The organism is Herbaspirillum aquaticum (assembly GCF_002213425.1).
In the GTDB taxonomy this organism is placed as follows: domain Bacteria; phylum Pseudomonadota; class Gammaproteobacteria; order Burkholderiales; family Burkholderiaceae_D; genus Herbaspirillum; species Herbaspirillum aquaticum.
This window is the reverse complement of sequence record NZ_NJGV01000027.1, coordinates 69,841-90,449: the sequence shown is the minus strand read 5'-3', so window position 1 is coordinate 90,449 and position 20,609 is coordinate 69,841. Positions and strand designations below refer to the sequence as shown.

At 63.4% G+C, this 20,609-nt stretch carries 20 protein-coding genes and 3 tRNA genes; 8 read left to right on the top strand and 15 right to left on the bottom strand.

Annotated features, from left to right (window positions below; all coding sequences use genetic code 11):
• The 15 genes from CEJ45_RS22105 to CEJ45_RS22035 form a co-directional block, all read right to left on the bottom strand.
• Positions 1–95, bottom strand: a 95-nt coding sequence (locus CEJ45_RS22105) for a GTP-binding protein (protein WP_005434227.1), incomplete at its 3' end; no start/stop codon positions are given.
• A gap of 80 nt (positions 96–175) precedes the next feature.
• A tRNA-Thr gene (locus CEJ45_RS22100) sits at positions 176–250 on the bottom strand.
• Between the two features lie 46 nt (positions 251–296).
• Positions 297–370: transfer RNA gene (locus tag CEJ45_RS22095), tRNA-Gly, on the bottom strand.
• Positions 371–449: 79 nt separating this feature from the next.
• A tRNA-Tyr gene (locus CEJ45_RS22090) sits at positions 450–535 on the bottom strand.
• 128 nt (positions 536–663) lie between these two features.
• Positions 664–1,926, bottom strand: coding sequence for an AmpG family muropeptide MFS transporter (locus CEJ45_RS22085; protein ID WP_088757199.1), 1,263 nt, complete (start codon positions 1,924–1,926; stop codon positions 664–666).
• A 129-nt stretch (positions 1,927–2,055) separates the two neighbouring features.
• Entirely contained in the window at positions 2,056–2,658 is a 603-nt protein-coding gene (metW, locus tag CEJ45_RS22080) for a methionine biosynthesis protein MetW (RefSeq protein ID WP_088757198.1), read from the bottom strand.
• Positions 2,655–3,794 (bottom strand): homoserine O-succinyltransferase MetX, encoded by a 1,140-nt coding sequence (metX, locus tag CEJ45_RS22075; RefSeq protein ID WP_088757197.1) that lies wholly within the window; start codon positions 3,792–3,794, stop codon positions 2,655–2,657. Before metX ends, metW begins: the two co-directional genes overlap by 4 nt.
• A gap of 317 nt (positions 3,795–4,111) precedes the next feature.
• Positions 4,112–5,902 carry a phosphoenolpyruvate--protein phosphotransferase gene (gene ptsP, locus CEJ45_RS22070; protein WP_088757196.1) on the bottom strand — a complete coding sequence of 597 codons (1,791 nt, stop codon included), beginning with the start codon at positions 5,900–5,902 and terminating at the stop codon, positions 4,112–4,114.
• Positions 5,903–6,151: 249 nt separating this feature from the next.
• A complete protein-coding gene (locus CEJ45_RS22065; RefSeq protein ID WP_034335020.1) occupies positions 6,152–6,421 on the bottom strand; it encodes an HPr family phosphocarrier protein in 270 nt (89 codons plus the stop codon).
• Positions 6,422–6,478: 57 nt separating this feature from the next.
• Positions 6,479–6,889, bottom strand: a complete 411-nt coding sequence (locus tag CEJ45_RS22060; protein WP_186450237.1) for a PTS sugar transporter subunit IIA — start codon at positions 6,887–6,889, stop codon at positions 6,479–6,481.
• Positions 6,890–6,954: 65 nt separating this feature from the next.
• Positions 6,955–7,923, bottom strand: coding sequence for a glutathione synthase (gshB, locus tag CEJ45_RS22055; RefSeq protein WP_088757194.1), 969 nt, complete (start codon positions 7,921–7,923; stop codon positions 6,955–6,957).
• A gap of 38 nt (positions 7,924–7,961) precedes the next feature.
• Positions 7,962–9,260 (bottom strand): glutamate--cysteine ligase, encoded by a 1,299-nt coding sequence (gene gshA, locus CEJ45_RS22050; protein WP_088757193.1) that lies wholly within the window; start codon positions 9,258–9,260, stop codon positions 7,962–7,964.
• A 406-nt stretch (positions 9,261–9,666) separates the two neighbouring features.
• On the bottom strand, positions 9,667–11,202 hold the full coding sequence (locus tag CEJ45_RS22045) for an ammonium transporter (protein WP_088757192.1): 1,536 nt from the start codon (positions 11,200–11,202) through the stop codon (positions 9,667–9,669).
• A 15-nt stretch (positions 11,203–11,217) separates the two neighbouring features.
• Positions 11,218–11,556 carry a P-II family nitrogen regulator gene (locus tag CEJ45_RS22040; RefSeq protein WP_006713297.1) on the bottom strand — a complete coding sequence of 113 codons (339 nt, stop codon included), beginning with the start codon at positions 11,554–11,556 and terminating at the stop codon, positions 11,218–11,220.
• A gap of 12 nt (positions 11,557–11,568) precedes the next feature.
• A complete protein-coding gene (locus tag CEJ45_RS22035; RefSeq protein ID WP_088757191.1) occupies positions 11,569–12,348 on the bottom strand; it encodes a TorF family putative porin in 780 nt (259 codons plus the stop codon).
• 420 nt (positions 12,349–12,768) lie between these two features.
• Here CEJ45_RS22035 and CEJ45_RS22030 point away from each other — a divergent pair, with 420 nt between their 5' ends.
• The 8 genes from CEJ45_RS22030 to CEJ45_RS22000 all read left to right on the top strand — a co-directional run bounded on the left by CEJ45_RS22030 (position 12,769) and on the right by CEJ45_RS22000 (position 20,595).
• Positions 12,769–13,014 (top strand): accessory factor UbiK family protein, encoded by a 246-nt coding sequence (locus tag CEJ45_RS22030; protein ID WP_008334075.1) that lies wholly within the window; start codon positions 12,769–12,771, stop codon positions 13,012–13,014.
• A 73-nt stretch (positions 13,015–13,087) separates the two neighbouring features.
• Positions 13,088–14,611, top strand: coding sequence for a YifB family Mg chelatase-like AAA ATPase (locus CEJ45_RS22025; protein WP_088757190.1), 1,524 nt, complete (start codon positions 13,088–13,090; stop codon positions 14,609–14,611).
• Positions 14,612–14,771: 160 nt separating this feature from the next.
• Positions 14,772–15,401 (top strand): LysE family translocator, encoded by a 630-nt coding sequence (locus CEJ45_RS22020; protein ID WP_088757189.1) that lies wholly within the window; start codon positions 14,772–14,774, stop codon positions 15,399–15,401.
• 312 nt (positions 15,402–15,713) lie between these two features.
• Positions 15,714–16,328 carry a CDP-alcohol phosphatidyltransferase family protein gene (locus tag CEJ45_RS22015; protein ID WP_088757188.1) on the top strand — a complete coding sequence of 205 codons (615 nt, stop codon included), beginning with the start codon at positions 15,714–15,716 and terminating at the stop codon, positions 16,326–16,328.
• Positions 16,325–18,076 (top strand): bifunctional alpha/beta hydrolase/class I SAM-dependent methyltransferase, encoded by a 1,752-nt coding sequence (locus CEJ45_RS22010; RefSeq protein WP_088757187.1) that lies wholly within the window; start codon positions 16,325–16,327, stop codon positions 18,074–18,076. Before CEJ45_RS22015 ends, CEJ45_RS22010 begins: the two co-directional genes overlap by 4 nt.
• Positions 18,073–19,431, top strand: a complete 1,359-nt coding sequence (locus CEJ45_RS22005; RefSeq protein ID WP_187697728.1) for a phosphatase PAP2/dual specificity phosphatase family protein — start codon at positions 18,073–18,075, stop codon at positions 19,429–19,431. The genes CEJ45_RS22010 and CEJ45_RS22005 overlap by 4 nt, the downstream gene beginning before the upstream one ends.
• Positions 19,424–19,954, top strand: a complete 531-nt coding sequence (locus tag CEJ45_RS25210) for a hypothetical protein (RefSeq protein WP_187697727.1) — start codon at positions 19,424–19,426, stop codon at positions 19,952–19,954. The genes CEJ45_RS22005 and CEJ45_RS25210 overlap by 8 nt, the downstream gene beginning before the upstream one ends.
• Before the next feature lie 20 nt (positions 19,955–19,974).
• Positions 19,975–20,595, top strand: coding sequence for a lysophospholipid acyltransferase family protein (locus CEJ45_RS22000; protein ID WP_083859687.1), 621 nt, complete (start codon positions 19,975–19,977; stop codon positions 20,593–20,595).
• The last annotated feature ends 14 nt before the right edge of the window (positions 20,596–20,609 follow it).

Here is a 20,609-nt window from a genome sequence, read left to right as displayed (position 1 = left end):
ATTGCAGCGGTCAGGGTGGTCTTGCCGTGGTCAACGTGACCGATGGTGCCGACGTTCACGTGCGGCTTGGTCCGTTCAAACTTGCCTTTTGCCATCTTAGACTCCTAAATTTGATGAGAATGTCCAGGCAACACGCCCGACTGATTACTGACTTGTCAGCGATACGACGAGAAACTGGTGCCCTTGACGTGGATTGAACACGTGGCCTCTCCCTTACCAAGGGAGTGCTCTACCACTGAGCTACAAGGGCATTTTTCCGACTGCACAACAACCAAACATGCAACCGGACCAAAACTTGGAGCGGGTGAAGGGAATCGAACCCTCGTCTTAAGCTTGGAAGGCTTCAGCTCTACCATTGAGCTACACCCGCGAGGAAACAACTTTCACTTCACAACCGCCGCGTCTTTCGATCGCGTATGTACTGCAGACTGCTTTGACTCCCGGCCTAATGGTGGAGAGGGCTGGATTCGAACCAGCGTACTCGTAAGAGGGCAGATTTACAGTCTGCTGCCATTAACCACTCGGCCACCTCTCCGTGCAGGGAACTCAAAACTATAGAGGAACATCTCTGGACTGTCAACTAAATTTTCGCTTCAAGGCAAAATATTTTATCAACTGCCGGATATTGCTCAGAGGAACGACCCGCGACGTTTTTTCGAATCTTCAGGCTTTTTGTGTCTGCGACTCAACCGGCTTTTCATTCCAGGGCGCAATTCTAGGCAACATCAGCATTCCAGGCAAGGCCAGAACGAAACAAATTAGAAAAAAATTTAACCAGCCGGTGTCGGCGACGATGTATCCCACCGAAGAATTCACGAAAGTCCGAGGCACGGCCATCAAACTGGTGAACAGCGCAAACTGGGTGGCGGTGTAGCGGGGATCGGTCTCGCGCATGATGTAAGCGACAAAGGCCGTGGTCCCCAACCCGACGCCAAAGGCCTCCAGCCCGATCACCACCGCCAGCACCGGCAGGTTGGCGCCGACGTGGGCCAGCCAGGCAAAACCGAGGATGGGTACCGCCTGCAGTACCCCGAACACCCACAGCCCGCGATTGATGCCCAGCCGCACCATCCAGATGCCGCCGATGATGCCGCCGGCCACGCTGGCCCACAGGCTGGTGGTCTTGGAGACCACGCCGATCTCGGTCATCGAGAAACCGAGGTCGATGTAGAACTTGGTGGCCAGCGCCGTGGCCATGCTGTCGCCCAGCTTGTAGAGGAAGATGAAGCCCAGCACCCACAGCGCATTGCCCCAGCCGCCGCGGGCGATGAATTCGCGGAAAGGCAGCACCACCGCCTCGCTCAGGCTCTTGGGCGGCGTGCCGTAGACCTTGGGTTCCTTGACCACCAGCGAGCACAGCAGGCCCGGCAGCATGAAGGCCGCAGTGATCCAGAACACGGTCGGCCAGGGCATCTGGTCGGCCAGCACCAGCGACAGCGCGCCCGGCACCATGCCGGAAAGCTTGTAGGCATTGACGTGGATGGCGCTGCCAAGGCCCAGCTCGGCTTCGGGCAGGATCTCGCGCCGGTAGGCGTCGATGGCGATGTCCTGGCTGGCCGAGAGGAAGGCCACCACCGAGGCCATGAAGGCAATCGTGCTCACGTCGGTGAGGGGATCCAGCATGCCCATGCCGCCAATGGCCAGGAACAGCAACAGCTGGGTGAACACCATCCAGCCGCGCCGGCGGCCCATGCGGCCGAAATGGAAGCGGTCCATCAGTGGCGACCACACGAACTTCCAGGTGTAGGGGAACATCACCAGCGCAAACAGGCCGAGCGTCTTGACGTTCAGGCCCGATTTGGCCAGCCAGGCCTGCAACAGGCTCAGCAGGATGAACAGCGGGAGGCCGGAGGTGAAACCGAGGAAGACGCAGATCAGCATGCGCCGGTTCAGGTATTGCTGCCAGGAAGCGGCGGGTGCGGTCATGGGCGGATCAGCTCGAAAAACGCGAAACGTGAAACAAAAAGACGCCGGTGGCCAGCGGTGGGCTCTGCCGGACCGGCGTCTGCGGGGATGGTGAAGCTTTTTGCAAAATCCTGGCGTTGCGGTTTCCGCTTATTTCTTGCGCAGGCGGAAGACCGCCAGGCTGCCACGCCAGTTCGGGAAGTAACGCACCGGCTTGCCATCCTTCAAGGCCACGCATTCCAGCACCTCCAGGCCCAGCTCGTTGGCCAGCGCCTCGAAGTCCCTGATCGTGGCGCAGCGCAGGTTCGGCGTATCGTACCACTGGTAGGGCAGGCTCCTGGACACCGGCATGCGCCCGCGCAGCAGCGCCACGCGGTGCGGCCAGTAGGCGAAGTTGGGGAAGGATACCGTCACCTCGCGCCCGACCCGGGCGATCTCGCGCAAGGTCCCTTCCACATCCTTGACCATCTGCAGTGCCGACAGGCACAGCACGGTATCGAAGGCATTGTCCTCGAACATGGCCAGTCCGCCGTTCAAGTCCTGCTGGATCACCGAGACATTGCGCGCCACGCACTTGGGGATCTGGTCATCGTCGATCTCCACGCCATAGCCCGAGCAGCCCTTGTCGGATTGCAGGTAGTCCAGCATCACGCCATCGCCGCAACCCAGGTCCAGCACTTGCGACTGCTCGCGCACCCAGTGGGCGATGAAGGCCAGGTCGGGGCGCAGCGCGCTCAATTGTTCGAAAGTCATGCGCGGCCCTCCTGCTGCAGTTCAGTCCAGATACTTCCGTAGTACTCGCGCACCACCTTCATGTAGCGCGCATCGTCCAGCAGGAAAGCGTCGTGTCCGTGCGGGGCGTCGATTTCGGCATAGCTCACGCGCCGCTTGTTGGCCACCAGCGCCTGGACCATCTCGCGGCTGCGTTCGGGCGAAAAGCGCCAGTCGGTGGTGAAGGACACCAGCAGGAACTTGGCCTGGGTGCGGGCGAAGGCGCGCGCCAGGTCACCGCCGAATTCACGCGCCGGGTCGAAGTAGTCCAGCGCCTTGGTGATGAGCAGATAGGTGTTGGCGTCGAAGTAGGTCGAGAACTTGTCACCCTGGTAGCGCAGGTAGGATTCGATTTCAAAATCCACGCCGTAGCCGAACTGGTATTCGCCGGTGCGCAGGTCGCGGCCGAATTTCTCGGCCATGTCGTCGTCCGACAGATAGGTGATATGGCCCACCATGCGTGCCACCCGCAGGCCGTTCTTGGGGACCACGCCATGCGCATAGAAATCGCCGCCGTGGTACTGCGGATCCGTCAGGATGGCCTGGCGCGCGACATCGTTGAAGGCAATGTTCTGCGCCGACAGCTTGGGCGTGGAGGCGATCACCAGGCAGTGGCGCAGGCGATCCGGATACATCATGCTCCAGGCCAGCGCCTGCATGCCGCCCAGCGAGCCGCCCATGACGGCGGCGAAGCAGGTAATGCCAAGCCGGTCGGCCAGGCGCGCCTGGGCGTTCACCCAGTCTTCCACCGTCACCACCGGGAAGTCCGCACCGTAGGGCTTGCCGGTGGCCGGGTTCGGGTGCATCGGCCCGGTCGAGCCGAAACAGGAACCCAGGTTGTTCACGCCAATGACGAAGAAGCGATCCGTATCCAGCGACTTGCCGGGACCGACCATGTTGTCCCACCAGCCCACGTTGTCAGGGGCGTCGGCATAGACGCCGGCCACGTGATGGGACGCATTGAGCGCGTGGCAGACCAGCACGGCATTGGATTTGTCGGCATTCAAGGTGCCGTAGGTTTCATAGGTCAGCGAGTAGTCCGCCAGCGCGGCGCCGCTCTGCAGCGGCAGCGGCTCGGCGAAATGCATGACCTGGGGCGATACGATTCCGATCGACATGATTGTTCTGCGTAAGTGACTCGGCGCCAGGCGGCTCACGGGGAGCGGCATTGGCGGTCGCTTCGCCGGCGGGTGGCCAGTTTCGTGCGCGGGCAACAAAAAAGCCCGGAAGCAGTGCTTGCGGGCTCACTCATCGATGGGGCGGGGCAGTCTTGGGAGAAACAGCTGATCCAAGCTCGCTTTAGCCGCATTTAGATGGGATCAGGATCCCGGCGCCCGCAAGCTGAAGTTGGTCAAACCGTTCAAATCGGCGCAGTGGCATAAGAATACCCAAGTCGGGCAGGCCCGTCAAACGGGCTCCCCCGGCTCAATACGCCCTAGCGGCGGCGCGCGGCCACTTTGGCTTCAGCCACGGCAGGCTCGGCATGCAAGGCTTGCAGCTGCGCCATGGCCGCACTGATGGCAGCCGGCTCGGTGGCGCGCAGCACCTTCTTGACCTGCGGCTCCAGCAGGCGCAGGTCGCTGTTCAAGATCTCGTTCTTCACCGACAGGATCTGCGAAGGATGCATGGAGAACTCCAGCAGCCCCATGCCCAAGAGCAGGCGGGTCCATTTCAGGTCACCGGCCATTTCCCCGCACACCGAGACCGGAATGCCCGCCTTGCGGCCTTGGGAAATCACGCTCGACAACAGGAACAGCACCGCCGGATGCAGCGGATCGTAGAGATGCGCCACTTCATGGTCCACGCGGTCAATGGCCAAGGTGTACTGGATCAGGTCGTTGGTACCGATGGAGAGGAAATCCAGCCGCTTGATGAACAAGGGCAGCGCCAAGGCGGCCGCGGGGATCTCGATCATGGCACCGACCGGGATGTCCTCGTCGAACTTCTGCTTGCGGTCGCGCAGCTGCTGCTTGGCCTGTTCGATCATGGACAGCGTCTGGTCGATCTCGAAGGCGTGCGCCATCATCGGCACCAGCAGCTTGATGGGACCATAAGCCGAAGCGCGCAGGATGGCCCGCAATTGCGTCAGGAACATCTGCGGCTCTGACAGGCAATAGCGGATCGCGCGCAAGCCCAGCGCCGGGTTCAGGGCGGTTTCCTCGTCCTCGTCCAGCGGCTTGTCGGCGCCCACATCCAGGGTACGGATGGTGACCACCCTGCCCTTCATGGCGATGACGGCCTGCTTGTAGGATTCGAACTGCTCATCCTCGCTGGGGAATTTCTCCAAGTGCCCGGCCCGTCCCATGAACAGGAATTCCGAACGGAACAGCCCGATACCCATCGCCCCCGCCTCGAAGGCATTGGCAGCATCGTTGGGCAGCTCGATGTTGGCCAGCAGCGTGATCGGCTCGCCATCCTGGGTGATGGCCGGGGTCTTCTTGAGACGTGAAAGTTTCTTCCGCTCCCGCAGCAGCCTTTCCTGCCGTGCGCGGTACTGCGCCAGCACCAGCGGCGAAGGATCGACGATGACCACACCGGCGTCGCCATCGATGATGAGCACATCATCGTGCTTCACCAGCACCGACGCATTGTGCATGCCGACGGCCGCCGGAATGGCCAGGCTGCGCGCCACGATGGCGGTATGTGAATTGGGACCGCCCAGGTCGGTGACGAAGCCGGCAAAGGCGCTCTCGCGGAACTGCAGCATGTCGGCCGGCGAGATGTCGTGGGCCACGACAATGATGTTGGCGGCGGCCTCGCCGGTGGGTGGCAGGTGGGTGGCGCTGCCGGTCAGTATCTTGAGGATGCGCTCGCCGACCTGCTGGATGTCGGCCTTGCGCTCGCGCAGGTAAGGGTCTTCGATCTCGTCGAACTGGGCCGACAATTCCTCGATCTGGGTCACCAGTGCCCATTCGGCGTTGTAGTAACGGTGCCGGATGATGTCTTGCGGCACCTCGGCCAGCATCGGGTCCGACAGGATCAGCGAATGCACATCAATGAAGGCGCCCAGCTCGGGCGGCGCATCCTTGGGCAATTCGGAGCGGATGATATGAAGTTCCTGGTGCACCGCCTTGACCGCGCTCTTCAAGCGCTCGATCTCGGCCTCGACCTGGTCGGGCGCGATCAGGTAATGTTTGACGTCCAGTGCGGCCGGCGCCATCAAGTGCGCGCGTCCGATGGCGATGCCTTGCGACACCGCGATTCCATGTAAGCTGAATGAAGCCATCGCGTATCTCCTGCCTGTTTTCTTATAGTCCGCCGTGTTGCCAGCGCGCGGTAGCTGGAGCAAGTTACCGAACAAAGAGCGGTTTGGCAATCAGGACCGGGCGCGACACACTAAGGACAGATAGACAAGCAGCGTATATGAACATTGTTTCAGCCCGCACAGGAAGTGCACGGGCATTGACATATCGCAAGAAGCATTCCAGCCGCGCCGCGGTGCTGCGGCGCAATACCGCAAGCGCGGTGAAGGGGCTTACTGGCCTTCGCCGAACTTGTCGGCAATCAGTGCTTCCAGGGCGGTGAAGCACTCCTGCTCATCGGCGCCGTTGGTCTCCAGGGTGACGATGCTGCCCTTGCCGGCGGCCAGCATCATCACGCCCATGATGGACTTGGCATTGACGCGGCGCTTGTTGAAGGTCAGCCAGACTTCGCTCTTGAACTTGCCGGCCAGCTGGGTGAGCTTGGCCGAGGCGCGCGCGTGCAGGCCCAGCTTGTTGACGATTTCCAGTTCTTTTTGAATCATGTTCTGCTTTCGTTTTTATCGTGTTGGCGCGGTTCGATGCAGCCCGGCGGGCAAGGTTCAGGCCGAGGCCGCCACCCGGATGCGGTTGTCGATCCGCACCGCACCATTCTGGCCCCCTGCCAGTGCCATTTCAACCACCACATCCAGCGTGTCGTTACGGTAGGTCAGCGCCCGCAGCAGCATGGGCAGGCTGATGCCGGCGATCACCTGGACGTTGCCCAATCCGCACAGGAAGCCCGTACAGTTGGAGGGCGTGCCGCCCATCACATCGGTGATGACCAGTACGCCGCTGCCATCATCGAGGCGTTCAACCGCCTCGATGGCCAGTTTTTGCACTTCTGCCGGGTTCTGGTCGGCGATCACGTCGATCGCCTCCATCCGTTCGGGGCGGCCGCGGAAAACGTGCGTGGCGGCGGCCAGGAAAGCTTGCCCCAGCGGGGCGTGCGTCAAGAGAAGAATACCAACCATGGAATTGTTGCCATCTGATGCGACGCGCTTTTCCCCGAGCAGCCCGTCATGCTCTGTCGATCCCATTATCCGACCGACCCTGCTACCTCTGCTGCCCCTGCGGCTGCCTCCAGCGCATCCACGAACATCGCTGCCACATCAAACCCGGTCTGCTCGGTAATTTCCTGGAAGCAGGTCGGGCTGGTGACGTTGATTTCGGTGAGATAGTCGCCGATAGCGTCCAATCCTACCAGTAACAGGCCACGTTGATACAAGATCGGCCCCAACGCCTCACCGATCTCGATGTCGCGTGCCGATGCCGGCTGCGCTTTGCCCAAACCGCCTGCGGCCAGGTTGCCGCGCACCTCGTTGCCCTGCGGAATGCGTGCCAGCACATTGGGCACCACCTTGCCGCCGATCAGGAGAATGCGCTTGTCGCCTGCGCTGATCTGGGGAATGAAACGCTGCGCCATGATCGTGCGTTGACCGTTGTCGGTCAGGGTTTCGATGATGGAGCCCAGGTTCATGCCATCGGCCTTGACGCGGAAGATGCCCATGCCGCCCATGCCATCGAGGGGCTTCAGGATCACGTCCTGGTGCTCGTCGTGGAAGGCGCGCAGGCGCTTGGCGTCGCGCGTGACCAGGGTCGGCGCGGTGTACTGCGGGAACTGGGCAATGGCCAGCTTCTCGTTGTGGCTGCGAATGGCGGCCGGCTTGTTGAATACGCGCGCGCCCTGCTTTTCGGCCAGCTCCAGCAGGTAGGTGGTGTAGATGTACTCCATGTCGAAGGGCGGATCCTTGCGCACGATCACCGCATCGAATTCGGAGAGGAAGGACGAGGCCGGCTTGTCGGCGCGGTACCAGTCATCGGCCTCGCCGGTCAACGTGATCTTGAAGGCATTGGCGGTCACCAGGCCGTTTTCCAGCACCAGGTCGCCCTGTTCGAAGGCGTAGATGCTGTGCCCGCGGCGGGCGGCCTCGCGCATCATGGCGAAGGTGGAATCCTTGTACGTCTTGAACGTATCCAGAGGATCGGCGAGGAAAGCGATTTTCATGGAGCTTGGGTCCTGTTGGGCCTGGCAAAGGCGCGATATTAATAAACTTCCGGGTTGGGGTCGGTCTTTTCCATCTCCACCGACGCTGCCAGCAGCGCCAGGCGCGCCACCACGCCATACATGTAGAAACGGTTGGGCGCGGCCGTGCCCGGCTTGGCGTGCATGTCAGGCAGGGCATGCTGCTGGGCGAAGGCCAGCGGCACGAAATGCGCACCGGGGGCGTTGAGGTTTTCGTTCACGCCACGCTCGGCGTGCACGCGGTAGAAGCCACCCACCACGTAGCGGTCGATCATGTAGACCACCGGCTCGGCCACGGCCTGGTTGATGCGCTCGAAGGAGTGCACGCCTTCCTGCACGATCACTTCCGAGACTTCCAGGCCTTCCTTGCCGGCCAGCATGCCGGTGCGCTGCTTGCGGTTGAGGTCCTTGATCTCGCTGGCATCCTTGACCGCCATGATGCCCATGCCATACGTACCGGCATTGGCCTTGATGAAGACGAAAGGCTGTTCCTTGATGCCGTATTCCTTGTACTTCTTGCGAATCTTCGACAGCAGCGAGGACACGCTGTCAGCCAGCGCGTCGGTGCCGGTGTTTTCCTGGAAGTCGATGTCGCTGACCTTGGTGAAGAGCGGGTTGAGCATCCAGGGGTCGACCTCGACCATTTTGGAAAACTTCTTCACCACTTCATCGTAGGCGGCAAAGTGATTGCTCTTGCGGCGCAGCGCCCAGCCCGCGTGCAGCGGCGGCAGGACGCTTTGTTCATGCAGCCCTTCCAGTACCGAGGGGATGCCGCTGGAGAGGTCATTGTTGAGCAGCACCGTACAGGGATCGAAGTTCTTCAACCCCAGGCGGCGGCCGTTGGCCGAGCGCTCCAGGGGCTCCAGGGTAATGTGGGTGCCATCGGGCAATTCGATCTGCTGCGGCTTGGTGGAACCCTGTGCCAGCGTACCCAGGCGCACGTTCAGGCCGGTCTGGCGGAAGATCTGCATCAGGCGGCCGATGTTCTGCAGGTAGAAGGTATTGCCGGGCTGGGTTTCCGGGATGAGCAAGAGGTTGCGCGCATCCGGGCAGTATTTCTCGATGGCCGCCATGGCCGCCTGCACCGCCAGCGGCAGCATTTCCGGCGAGAGGTTGTTGAAGCCGCCCGGGAACAGGTTGGTATCGACCGGTGCCAGCTTGAAACCGGCGTTGCGCAGGTCCACCGAGCAATAGAAGGGCGGCGTGTGCTCCTGCCATTCCATGCGGAACCAGCGTTCGATGGCCGGCGTGGCGCCCAGGATTTTCTTCTCCAGCTCCAGCAGGGGACCATTCAGAGCGGTGACGAGATGCGGGACCATAAAAGACCTTAACGATATGTAAATGCCGGCAGCGAGTGTCGATTTTAGCGGATTCCTGAAACCGTGTTGCAACGCAGTAGACGCCGCTGTTGCCATTTCAGCAAAACCTGGACCCGTCCACGGTCGCTGCGAAGGCGTGGCTGGGAGTGTTCACATGGCGATGATGGCGGCATTTTAAAGAGCCCGACTCAAATACTCGGGAATTATCCGCCCTCGACGCGGCAATGCATCAGGAAACCGCTTTACCTGAAGGAAATGGCCAAAAAACGACAACTTGATGATGTGACAAGTATGATCCCTTCTTCATGCCGTTTCGACCGCAAATGAAAAAAGGCGCCCGAAGGCGCCTTATAAAGAGGCCGTTTCCAGCCCCGAAGGAATACTGCAGACTCAGTACGACAGATGCTTAGTGGTAGGCCGATTCGCCGTGGCTGGAGATGTCCAGGCCTTCGCGTTCTTCTTCCTCGGTCACACGCAGGCCGATGACGACGTCGACGATCTTGTAGGCGATGAAGGAGACCACACCCGACAGGATCACGGTGGTCAGCACGCCCTGGAACTGGATCCAGACCTGGCCGCCGATGGAGTAATCCGGTGCCACGGCGTTGGCCACGTAGTCGTAGATACCGGTGCCGCCCAGGCTGGGGGCTGCGAACACGCCGGTCAGGATGGCACCCAGGATGCCGCCCACACCGTGCACGCCGAAGACGTCCAGTGCATCGTCAGAACCCAGGATCTTCTTCAGGCCGCTCACGCCCCACAGGCACAGCAGACCAGCGATCAGGCCCATGACCACGGCGCCGATGACGCCCACGAAGCCAGCGGCCGGGGTGATGGCCACCAGACCTGCCACGGCGCCGGAAGCGGCACCCAGCATGGAGGGCTTGCCCTTGCCGATCCATTCGCCGAAGCTCCAGGACAGGACTGCAGCCGCAGTGGCCAGGATGGTGTTGACGAAGGCCAGGGCAGCAGTGCCGTTGGCTTCCAGACCGGAGCCGGCGTTGAAGCCGAACCAGCCGAACCACAGCAGCGAGGCACCGACCATGGTCAGGGTCAGGCTATGCGGCTTGAAGGCTTCCTTGCCGAAACCGATACGCTTGCCGATCACGTAGGAACCGACCAGGCCGGCGATGGCGGCGTTGATGTGCACCACGGTGCCACCAGCGTAGTCCAGCGCGCCCTTCTGGAACAGCCAGCCCGAGATGGCGGTCGCCTTTTCAGCGGCAGCGGCATCGGTGAAGGCATCCGGACCCGGCCAGAACCAGACCATGTGGGCCATCGGCAGGTAGGAGAAGGTGAACCACAGGATCGAGAACAGGATCACGGCGGAGAACTTCACGCGTTCGGCGAAGGCGCCGATGATCAGCGCCACGGTGATGGCGGCAAACGCACCCTGGAAGGCGACGAAGACCAGTTCCGGAATGACCACGCCCTTGCTGAAGGTGGCGGTGTTGGAGTCACCGGTCAGGCCGTGCAGGAACAGGCGATCAAAGCCGCCGAAGAAGGCGCTGCCCTCGGTGAACGCGATGCTGTAGCCGTAGACGAACCACAGGATGTAGATCAGCGAGAAGATCATGAAGCACTGCATCAGCACCGACAGCATGTTCTTGCTGCGGACCAGGCCGCCGTAGAACAGGCCCAGGCCGGGCAGGGTCATCAGGATGACGAAAGCGGTACAAACCAGCATCCAGGCGGTGTCGCCCTTGTTGGGGACCGGAGCCGGTGCGGCAGCAGCAGCGGCCGGCGCAGCAGGTGCAGCAGCAGCCGGGGCGGCTGCTTCAGCCTTGGGCGCAGCCGGAGCGGCAGCGGCCGGGGCAGCGGCGGCCGCCGCTGCAGCTTCAGGCTTGGGCGCATCCTGCGCCTGGGCCGGAGCGGTAAAGCCTACCGCCAACAACAGCGCGCCAATGGCGAGCGCGCCGGAAAACATTTTCTTCATGCTCATTAGAATTCCCCTTTTTTACAGAGCGTCTTTGCCGGTTTCGCCGGTACGGATACGGATCACATCCAGCAGATCCTGGACGAAGATCTTACCGTCGCCGATCTTGCCGGTACGAGCGGCGGTCTCGATGGCTTCCAGGGCGCGTTCGACGATGGCGTCGTCAACGGCAGCCTCGATCTTGGTCTTGGGCAGGAAATCGACCACATACTCGGCGCCGCGGTACAGCTCGGTATGGCCTTTCTGACGACCGAAGCCCTTGACTTCGGTCACGGTGATGCCTTGCACCCCGATCGCGGAGAGGGCTTCGCGCACCTCATCCAGCTTGAACGGTTTGATGATCGCAGTGATCAGTTTCATACGAACCTCTTGTTAGAAAGTTTTGCTGATGGAGAAGACGAAACCGTTCTTGCCGACGTTCTTGGAGCCATCCGATGCCGGGGTGGTGGAGACGCCATCCTTGAGGTCGGTACCCACGTAGGCCACGCCCAGGGTGATGCCGGCCGCTTCGTCGAAGGTCTTGGACAGGCCGATCTTCCAGTCGGTGTAGCTCAGCTGGTTGGGGTTGCCACGCACGCTCTGGTGACCGAGGTGCAAGCCCAGCATGACGCCGTAGTAGGTCTCGATGTTGGCGCCCAGGTCAAAGTACTGGCTGTACTTGCTGTTGGGCGTGCCGAACAGGTTGGTCAGGGACTGCGAGTACTTGAAGTAGGCAGGGCCATAACCGACCTGGCCGTAGAGTTCGAAGGTATTGGCGTTCTTGGCGACCTTGTCCAGGCTGTTGCCAGGGTAGTAGTAGTACAGGCCGCCGACGTCGTAGGTGAAGCCGCCGCCGATGTCACCGCGCTTGCCGCCGTAGATGTCCCATTCGACGTTGCCCTTGGTGTCGGAACCGGCCAGGGTGCCTGCATCCTTGATCCACTTGATGTTGGTCAGCCAGGTACCGGCGTAGAGGCCGGTCGGGTTGTGCGTGTAGTCAGCACCAACCTGCAGGGCCGGGTCAAAGCGGGTCTGGGTCAGGCCACGGTAGCGGTAGTCGCTCACCACGGCGGCGTTGAAGCTCAATTCATTGTCCGGCTTGGCGTCCTCTGCGCGGGCCACGGTAGAAACGAAGGATGCTGCGATGGCTGTTGCAAGAATCAGTTTCTTCATGACTTTCCCTCTGGTTTATGTTTGAACAATAAAGTCTTTTTTATCTGTGCCCCCAACCTTTAGCAGGAGCCGTGCCATGTCCATTCGGCAAGGCAGACTTGTGTTTTCGCGTGAAACCAGAGATTTGCAACGATTTTTTTCGAGATCAGCTTCAAAATAGTGCATGAGCTGGGAAAATGCACGTGATTGGTGCGATATTCTTCGTTTTTTGTCAAACCTGCATCGAACGCGGCAAACACATTTTGGTGCGCGGGCGGCGGGCCTCTTCCGGATCACCAAGTCGGCGCATTTCCCGAAGGAAAATTCAGCCTTAATCCGGCACCTGTGCACAAAAATGCGGTCTACACAGGACATCGCGGTTTGAGGATGGGCGGGAAACCGCTAAACTTGCAGTACAGCTATCTGCCAAGGAGATCCGACATGGACAAGCCCCCATTTTTTGAAGACCTGCAATCCAAGATCAACAAGGCGATCGAGAACTCTCCGGCCAAGGACATCGAGAAGAACGTCAAGGCCATGCTGAGTCAGGGTTTTGCCAAGCTGGACCTGGTCACGCGCGAGGAATTCGACGTCCAGGCCCAGGTATTGGCCAAGACCCGTGCCCGCCTGGAGGCGCTGGAAGCGCGTGTTGCCGAGCTTGAGGCTCAGCAAAAACAGACTCCATGATCCTGGCCCAGACACTTTTCTCTTTCCCTCCCCCTTCCCTACTCTGTTCTGACAAGCTGCCGGGCGCATTGCGATGAGCCTGGCGGTCTTGCGCAGCCGCGCCCTGGCCGGCATGAGCGCCCCGCCGGTGACGGTTGAGGTGCACCTGGCCAACGGCTTGCCGGCCTTCACCATCGTCGGCTTGCCGGAAGCCGAGGTAAAGGAAGCCCGTGATCGCGTCCGGGCGGCGTTGCAGAACGCGCGGTTTGAATTCCCTGCCCGCCGCATTACCGTCAACCTGGCACCGGCCGACCTGCCCAAGGAATCCGGGCGATTCGACCTGGCCATCGCCGTGGGCATCCTGGCGGCTTCCGAACAGATCCCCGCCGACCGGCTCGACGCGCATGAATATGCGGGCGAGCTCTCGCTGTCAGGGCAGCTGCTGCCCATTCGCGGCGCCTTGGCCATGACCTGCGCCATGCAGCGCGACAGCCAGGGCGACGACCCGCCGCGCAGCTTCATCCTGCCCGCCGCCAATGCGGACGAGGCCGCACGGGTGCCGCAGGCGCAGATCCTGCCAGCGGGCTCCTTGTTGGAGGTCTGCACCCATTTCAGCAGCCGCGATGCCGCTGGCCGCCTGCAGCAGCATGTGCCGCGCGCGACCTGCAGCGTGGTGCCATACCCGGATTTCAGCGACATCAAGGGACAATTGCAGGCGCGGCGCGCCATGGAGGTGGCGGCGGCCGGACAGCACAGCATGCTGCTGGTCGGCCCGCCGGGCGCGGGCAAGTCGATGCTGGCCGCGCGCTTTCCCGGCATCCTGCCGCCGATGACGCAGGAAGAGGCGCTGGAGTCGGCTGCCGTGCAATCCTTGAGCGGTGGATTCGACATTGCGCGGTGGCGCCAGCGGCCTTACCGGGCTCCGCACCACACGGCCTCCGCCGTGGCGCTGGTGGGCGGCGGCAGCACGCCCCGGCCTGGGGAAATCTCGCTGGCCCATCATGGGGTCCTGTTCCTGGATGAGATCGCCGAGTATCCGCGCAGCGTGCTGGATGTGCTGCGCCAGCCGATGGAGTCGGGCCACATCGTGATCTCCCGGGCCGCGCGGCAGGCGCAGTTTCCGGCGCGGTTCCAGCTGATTGCGGCGATGAATCCCTGTCCGTGCGGGCTGTATGGCGATCCCTCGGGACGCTGCCGCTGCACGCCGGAACTGGTCAAGCGCTATCAGGCACGCCTGTCGGGTCCGCTGCTGGACCGGATCGACATGCAATTGCACGTCAACGCCCTGAGCCCGGCCGAACTGGCCCTCCAGCAACCGGGCGAAACCAGCGCCGCCATCGCGGAGCGTGTCGCACGCGCCTTTGAACGGCAGCGCCAGCGCCAGGGCAAACCCAACAGCCTGCTCAGTGGCGGCGAAATCGACCGGCATTGCCAGCACGACGCGGCCGCCGCCCACTTGCTGCAGGCCGCCATGCTGCGGCTGAACTGGTCGGCGCGGTCGTATCACCGGGTATTGAAACTGGCACGCACGGTCGCCGATCTGGCGGGGTCAGACATGATCACGCAGGCGCATGTGGCCGAGGCAGTGCAATACCGGCGGATGCTGGCCACGCATTGAGCGGCAGCCAGGCTGAATCACCAGACAAGAGCGCCCTCCCTGTTGCGCCATGCAACAGGACGTTCTGTATCTTCTCCCTTGATCGGCCTGGCTTTAGCCTTGCAATTCACACGGCATCGACTGCCGCCCGCCACCTGCCGACCGAAAGAGAATTGTTGCCATGCCCACTGCCCCCACCCTGCTGGCTTTCGCCGCCCTCTGCCTGGGCATGGTCCTCACTCCCGGCCCCAACATGCTTTACCTGGTCTCGCGTTCGGTCTGCCAGGGCCGCAAGGCCGGCTTGATCTCGCTGGCCGGTATCGCGCTGGGGCTGGTGTTCTACATGATGTGTACCGCCCTGGGTATCAGCGCCCTACTCATGACCCTGCCCCTGGCTTACGACGCGCTACGCCTGGCGGGCGCACTCTACCTGCTCTACTTGGCCTGGCAAGCGCTCAAGCCAGGCGGCCGCTCGCCTTTTGCAGTGCGTACCCTGGCGCCGGACAGTCCTCGCAAGCTCTTCAGCATGGGGCTGTTGACCAGCCTGCTCAATCCCAAGATCGCGGTGATGTATCTCTCGCTGCTGCCGCAATTCATCCAGCCCGACCACGGCAGCGTGCTGCTGCAGTCCTTCGCGCTCGGGCTGACCCAGCTGGTGGTGGGCATCAGCATGAACGCGGTGATCACGCTTTCGGCGGCCTCCATCTCCGCCCTGCTGGCGAACCGTCCGGGCTGGCAACGCCTGCAGCGCTGGCTGATGGGCAGCGTGCTGGCCGGGCTGGCCGTCCATATGCTGATCCAGCGGCGCTGAACGCCTCCGACCCGCCCCCCTGAAGCAGCGATCCGCTCACCGAGCGCATCGCTGTCACACCTTCGCTCGCCTGCCGGCGGCAACGTCGCCCAAGCCGATGACATTGAGTCAACGCGCTTCTCGAACGGCGACGAGAGCTCCCCGCTCATTCCCTCAAATTCCACTTCTGCTCGCATCAACCGGGAACAGAAGACGCCATTGCGTTGCCTAAGGTGAGCTTCGCCCGACACAACAAATAACAAATCAGAATCGACAACAAGGACGATCCTCCATGCCCTCTCCCCTCCCCGACGGCCGTGCGGCAGGTGCCGCATGATCAGCATCTATCAACTCAAACCCCGCTTCCAGGCGCTCTTGCGGCCCATGGTGCGCGCCCTGGCCCAGGCCGGCGTGACGGCCAATGCGGTCACCGTACTTGCCATGCTGGTCTCGCTGGCACTGGGCGCGCTGCTCTTCGTGGCCGGGCCGCAGCGGCCGGCGCTGTTCCTGCTGCTGCCGCTGTGGATGTTCCTGCGCATGGCCTTCAATGCCGTCGATGGCATGCTGGCGCGTGAATTCGGCCAGCAGTCGGCACTGGGGGCCTATCTCAATGAACTGACCGACGTCATCTCCGATGCTGCCCTGTACCTGCCCTTTGCACTGGTGGCCCCGTTCGGCTGGGCCAGCGTGGGCGGGGTGATCTTCCTGTCTGCGGTGTCGGAGATGGCCGGGGCGCTCGGCCCCATGGTCGGTGCGCCGCGCCAGTACGACGGCCCCATGGGCAAGAGCGACCGCGCCTTCCTGTTCGGCGCACTGGGCTTGTGGCTGGGACTGGCCGGCAGCCTCCCGGCCTGGATCTTCTGGGCGCTGCCGCTGGCTGTGATCGCCATCCTCCTCAATATCATCAACCGCATCCGCAGCGGCCTGCGCGCCGCCTCCCACCCATGACACGATCCTGCCAGGAACACCAGTTCACCACCCACGACGGCCAATCCCTGTTCTATCGCCGCTGGCCGGCCACCGGCGCGCAGCGGCGCGGCGCTGTCGTCATGTTCCATCGCGGCCACGAGCATGGCGGGCGCATGGAGCACCTGGTCGATGAACTTGGCCTCCCCGATTTCGATTTCTATGCCTGGGATGCGCGCGGCCATGGCCGTTCGCCGGGCCCGCGTGGCTATTCCCCCAGTTTTGCGCACTCGGTGCGGGACGTACAAACCTTCATCCACCACCTGCGCGACCAGTGGCAGGTGGCCGAGGAAGACATGGCCGTGCTGGCCCAGAGCGTGGGCGCGGTGCTGGTCTCGACCTGGGCGCATGACTACGCGCCCCGCGTGCGCTGCCTGGTACTGGCCTCGCCGGCCTTCAAGGTGAAGCTTTATGTTCCCTTCGCCCGTCCAGGACTGGCCCTGCAGCAGAAGCTGCGCGGCAATTTCTTCGTCAACAGCTACGTCAAGGCGAAGTACCTGACCCACGACCGGCAGCGCCAGGCCTCCTACGACAACGATCCGCTGATCAGCCGCCCGATCTCCGTGAACATCCTGCTGGCGCTGTATGAAGCGGCCGAACGCGTGGTCGCCGATGCCCAGGCCATCACCATTCCCACGCAATTGCTCATTTCCGGCGCGGACTGGGTGGTGCACCATGGCCCCCAGCACGATTTCTTCGCGCGCCTGGGCACACCAGTGAAGGAAAAGCACGTCCTCCCCGGCTTCTACCACGACACCTTCGGCGAAAAGGACCGCAAGATCGCCACCGATCTGGCGCGTGAATTCATCCTGCGCCAGTTCGCCCAACCCTGGGCCCGGCCGGACCTGCGCCAGTCGCACCGCCAAGGTCCGACCTTCGAAGAGTCGCGCCAGCTCTCCGCAGCGCTGCCCGCCCTCAGCCCCAAGGGCCTGTACTGGGCCAGTTACCGCGCCAACATGAAGCTGGGCGGCCTGCTCTCCAAGGGCGTGGCGCTGGGACATCGCACCGGTTTTGATTCGGGCAGCACACTCGATTACGTCTACCGCAACACGCCCGAAGGCGTTGGTCCGCTGGGCCGCGCCATCGATCGCCAGTACCTGGAGGCGATCGGCTGGAAAGGCATCCGCCAGCGCAAGCTGCATGTAGAGGAATTGCTGCGCACGGCCCTGGCGCGCCTGCAGGCGGACGGACAGCCGCTGCGCGTACTCGATATCGCCGCCGGCCATGGCCGGTACGTGCTGGAAGCGCTGGGCCAGGGACCGCGTCCCGATTCCATCCTGCTGCGCGACTACAGCGAACTGAACGTGCAGCAAGGCACGGCGCTCATTGCCGAGAAGGGCCTGGCCGACATCGCCCGCTTCGTGCAGGGCGACGCCTTCGACCGCGCCAGCCTGGCCGCCGTCACGCCGCGCCCGACGGTGGGCATCGTCTCCGGCCTCTACGAACTGTTCCCGGACAATGAGGCCGTGGCCACCTCCCTGGCCGGCCTGGCCGAGGCCATCGCACCGGGGGGCTATCTGGTCTATACCGGCCAGCCCTGGCATCCGCAGCTGGAACTGATCGCCCGCGCCCTCACCAGCCATCGCGGCGGCCAGGCCTGGGTCATGCGTCGCCGCACGCAAGCCGAGATGGACCAGCTGGTGGCCGAGGCCGGGTTCGAAAAGATCGAACAGCGCATCGACCAGTGGGGCATCTTTACCGTCTCGCTGGCCCGGCGCAAGGCGGCATGAGCCAGGCCGACCGCCTGCTGCCCGCGGCGGCACCGGCCACCCTGCTGCCCTGGAAACGCGGCGTGGCCTGGCTGCTGTTGCTGGGGCCGCTGTTCTTCCTCAGCTATGGCTTCGCCAACCACGCGGCGGCCGCGCGCGCCAGCGTGCCAAGCTTCTTCTATGGCTGGGAGCGCCATATCCCGTTCCTGCCCTGGTCCATCCTGCCCTATTGGTCCATCGACCTGCTCTACGGGTTTTCCTTCCTGTGCTGCCGTACCCCGCGCGAGACCGATCGCCATGCGCTGCGGCTGCTGACGACGCAACTGATCGCGGTGGCCTGCTTCCTGGCCTTTCCGCTGCGCTTTGCCTTCGAGCGGCCGGCCACCGACGGACTGTTTGGCGCGCTCTTCGCCTCACTGGCGGCCTTCGACCTGCCCTTCAACCAGGCGCCTTCGCTGCATATCGCGCTGCTGGTGCTGATCTGGGTCCAGTTCGCCCGGCTGCGCACCCATTGGTTCTGGCAGCTGGTGATCCATGGCTGGGCGCTGCTGATCGGCCTGTCCGTGCTGACGACCTGGCAGCATCACTTCATCGATATCCCGACCGGTGCCATGCTGGGCCTGTTCTGCCTGTGGCTGTGGCCGGATGAGGGGGATACGCCGCTGCGCCGCAGCGGCCAGCGCAGTGCGCGACGCATGCGTCTGGCGCTGGCCTACGCGCTGGGAGCCTTGCTGGCACTGGCGCTGGCAATCTCCGTGCGCGCCTTGGCCGCCCCACTGGGCTGGCTGGCCTTGTCGCTGGCCATCGTGGCTTGGAATTACGCCCATGCCGGTGCCGCCGGTTTCCAGAAGCACGACGGCCGCCGGTCGCTGGCCGTCACCTGGTTGCTGGCTCCACATGTATTGGGTGCCTGGATCAATGCCCGCCTGTGGACCCGCCGCCGTCCGCAGCCAGATCCCATCACCGGGGATGTCTGGCTGGGCCGCTTGCCAAGCGCCGCCGACATGCGCGCCGGCCCGTTCGCCGCCCTGTGCGACCTCTGCGCCGAACTGCCCGCCCCGCGCGGTCCGTGGGCTTATGCCGGCCATGCCTGGCTGGATCTGGTCACGCCCGACGCCAATCAATTGCTGGCGGCCGCCCGCAGTATCGAATCACTGCGCAGCCATGGACCAGTGCTGGTGGCCTGTGCGCTGGGCTATTCGCGCAGCGCTGCTGCAGTGGCGACCTGGCTCTGCCTGAGCGGACGCTGTCCCGACATGGACGCTGCTCTTGCGCTGCTGGCCGAACGCCGCCCCACGGTGGTCATCAACGCTGCGCTGCGCGAACGCCTGCGGGAAGTCGAGCAGCGCCTGCTGAAGGGAGAACGCCATGCCTGACCTGCGCCAAGGATCCGGCAACGATGCCGCCAACGACGCTGCCCATCAAGGTCTCGCGCCTGAAAACTCTCCAGCTGCGCGGCAGGCAGCCCACCAGGCCGACATTGCCCTGGCGATCCTGGCCCTGAGCCGTCCGCTGGACAATACCAGCCGCCTGCTCAGCATCAGTGCGCTGGTCCTGCTGGTCTTGCATCCGGGCGGCCCTGCAGCCTGGGCTGCGCTCGCGCTGTCCATCGTGTTCGGGGTTGCCGAATGCGGTTTCGCCCTGCGCTGCGCCTTCGATGTCCCCATCTTCACCTCATGGGCCCGCCGCTGGCACCAGGGAAGTCCACCGCAGGACGATCTGGCTGCCTTCGACCTGGCCCTCGCAGACAGCGGTCTGGGCACCAAGGCCAGTGCGGCGCCGCGCCCGCTGGCCCAACGCATCGCCGGGGTACGCCGCCTGGTGAAGAATCAGGTCCGATGCCTGGCCTTGCAGCTTGCGGCCTGGGTGGCCACCTTGGCGTTGCTGTTCATTTCCTGAATCTTGAAGACTGAATTTGTATGCTGATCGACCGCCTCTTCGCCTCCGCCATCTGCACCTTCGCCCGCGTGCTCACGGGCGTGCGTGCCCGCTGGTTTGCCGCACCCGATCCCGGCAAGCTGCGGGTCTACTATCCCAACCACCGCAGCCACGGTGATTTCGTGCTGGTCTGGAGCATGCTGCCGCGCGCCATGCGCAAGCGCACCCGACCAGTGGCCGGGTCGGACTACTGGCTCAGCAGTGCCGTGCGGCGCTATGTGATCAACCGGGTGTTCCGGGGCGTGCTGGTGGATCGCCAGGCCGGCCGCAGCGCCGATCCTATCGGCGTGATGGGCCAGGTGCTGGCGGGAGGTGAATCGCTGATCCTGTTCCCGGAAGGCACGCGCAACCTGGAAGAGGGCCTGCTGCCCTTCAAGAGCGGCCTGTATCACCTGGCCTGCGCGCATCCGGAAGTGGAACTGGTGCCGGTGTGGATCGAAAATCTCGGCCGTGCCATGCCCAAGGGCCATCTGGTACCGCTGCCGCTGCTCTGCACCCTCAGCTTCGGCGAGCCCCTGATGCTGCGCCCCGACGAAAGCAAGGAACAGTTCCTGGCCCGCACCCGCCAGGCCCTGCTCGCCCTGGCCCCCGTGGCCGAATGATCTGCGACGAACGA

Excerpts from the sequence above, each read along its gene's own strand:
- CEJ45_RS22085 (WP_088757199.1), bottom strand. The coding sequence starts at position 1,926 with ATGACCGCACCCGCCGCTTCCTGGCAGCAATACCTGAACCGGCGCATG.
- metW (WP_088757198.1), bottom strand. The coding sequence starts at position 2,658 with ATGACTTTCGAACAATTGAGCGCGCTGCGCCCCGACCTGGCCTTCATC.
- metX (WP_088757197.1), bottom strand. The coding sequence starts at position 3,794 with ATGTCGATCGGAATCGTATCGCCCCAGGTCATGCATTTCGCCGAGCCG.
- ptsP (WP_088757196.1), bottom strand. The coding sequence starts at position 5,902 with ATGGCTTCATTCAGCTTACATGGAATCGCGGTGTCGCAAGGCATCGCC.
- CEJ45_RS22065 (WP_034335020.1), bottom strand. The coding sequence starts at position 6,421 with ATGATTCAAAAAGAACTGGAAATCGTCAACAAGCTGGGCCTGCACGCG.
- CEJ45_RS22060 (WP_186450237.1), bottom strand. The coding sequence starts at position 6,889 with ATGGTTGGTATTCTTCTCTTGACGCACGCCCCGCTGGGGCAAGCTTTC.
- gshB (WP_088757194.1), bottom strand. The coding sequence starts at position 7,923 with ATGAAAATCGCTTTCCTCGCCGATCCTCTGGATACGTTCAAGACGTAC.
- gshA (WP_088757193.1), bottom strand. The coding sequence starts at position 9,260 with ATGGTCCCGCATCTCGTCACCGCTCTGAATGGTCCCCTGCTGGAGCTG.
- CEJ45_RS22045 (WP_088757192.1), bottom strand. The coding sequence starts at position 11,202 with ATGAGCATGAAGAAAATGTTTTCCGGCGCGCTCGCCATTGGCGCGCTG.
- CEJ45_RS22040 (WP_006713297.1), bottom strand. The coding sequence starts at position 11,556 with ATGAAACTGATCACTGCGATCATCAAACCGTTCAAGCTGGATGAGGTG.
- CEJ45_RS22035 (WP_088757191.1), bottom strand. The coding sequence starts at position 12,348 with ATGAAGAAACTGATTCTTGCAACAGCCATCGCAGCATCCTTCGTTTCT.
- CEJ45_RS22030 (WP_008334075.1), top strand. The coding sequence starts at position 12,769 with ATGGACAAGCCCCCATTTTTTGAAGACCTGCAATCCAAGATCAACAAG.
- CEJ45_RS22025 (WP_088757190.1), top strand. The coding sequence starts at position 13,088 with ATGAGCCTGGCGGTCTTGCGCAGCCGCGCCCTGGCCGGCATGAGCGCC.
- CEJ45_RS22020 (WP_088757189.1), top strand. The coding sequence starts at position 14,772 with ATGCCCACTGCCCCCACCCTGCTGGCTTTCGCCGCCCTCTGCCTGGGC.
- CEJ45_RS22015 (WP_088757188.1), top strand. The coding sequence starts at position 15,714 with ATGATCAGCATCTATCAACTCAAACCCCGCTTCCAGGCGCTCTTGCGG.
- CEJ45_RS22010 (WP_088757187.1), top strand. The coding sequence starts at position 16,325 with ATGACACGATCCTGCCAGGAACACCAGTTCACCACCCACGACGGCCAA.
- CEJ45_RS22005 (WP_187697728.1), top strand. The coding sequence starts at position 18,073 with ATGAGCCAGGCCGACCGCCTGCTGCCCGCGGCGGCACCGGCCACCCTG.
- CEJ45_RS25210 (WP_187697727.1), top strand. The coding sequence starts at position 19,424 with ATGCCTGACCTGCGCCAAGGATCCGGCAACGATGCCGCCAACGACGCT.
- CEJ45_RS22000 (WP_083859687.1), top strand. The coding sequence starts at position 19,975 with ATGCTGATCGACCGCCTCTTCGCCTCCGCCATCTGCACCTTCGCCCGC.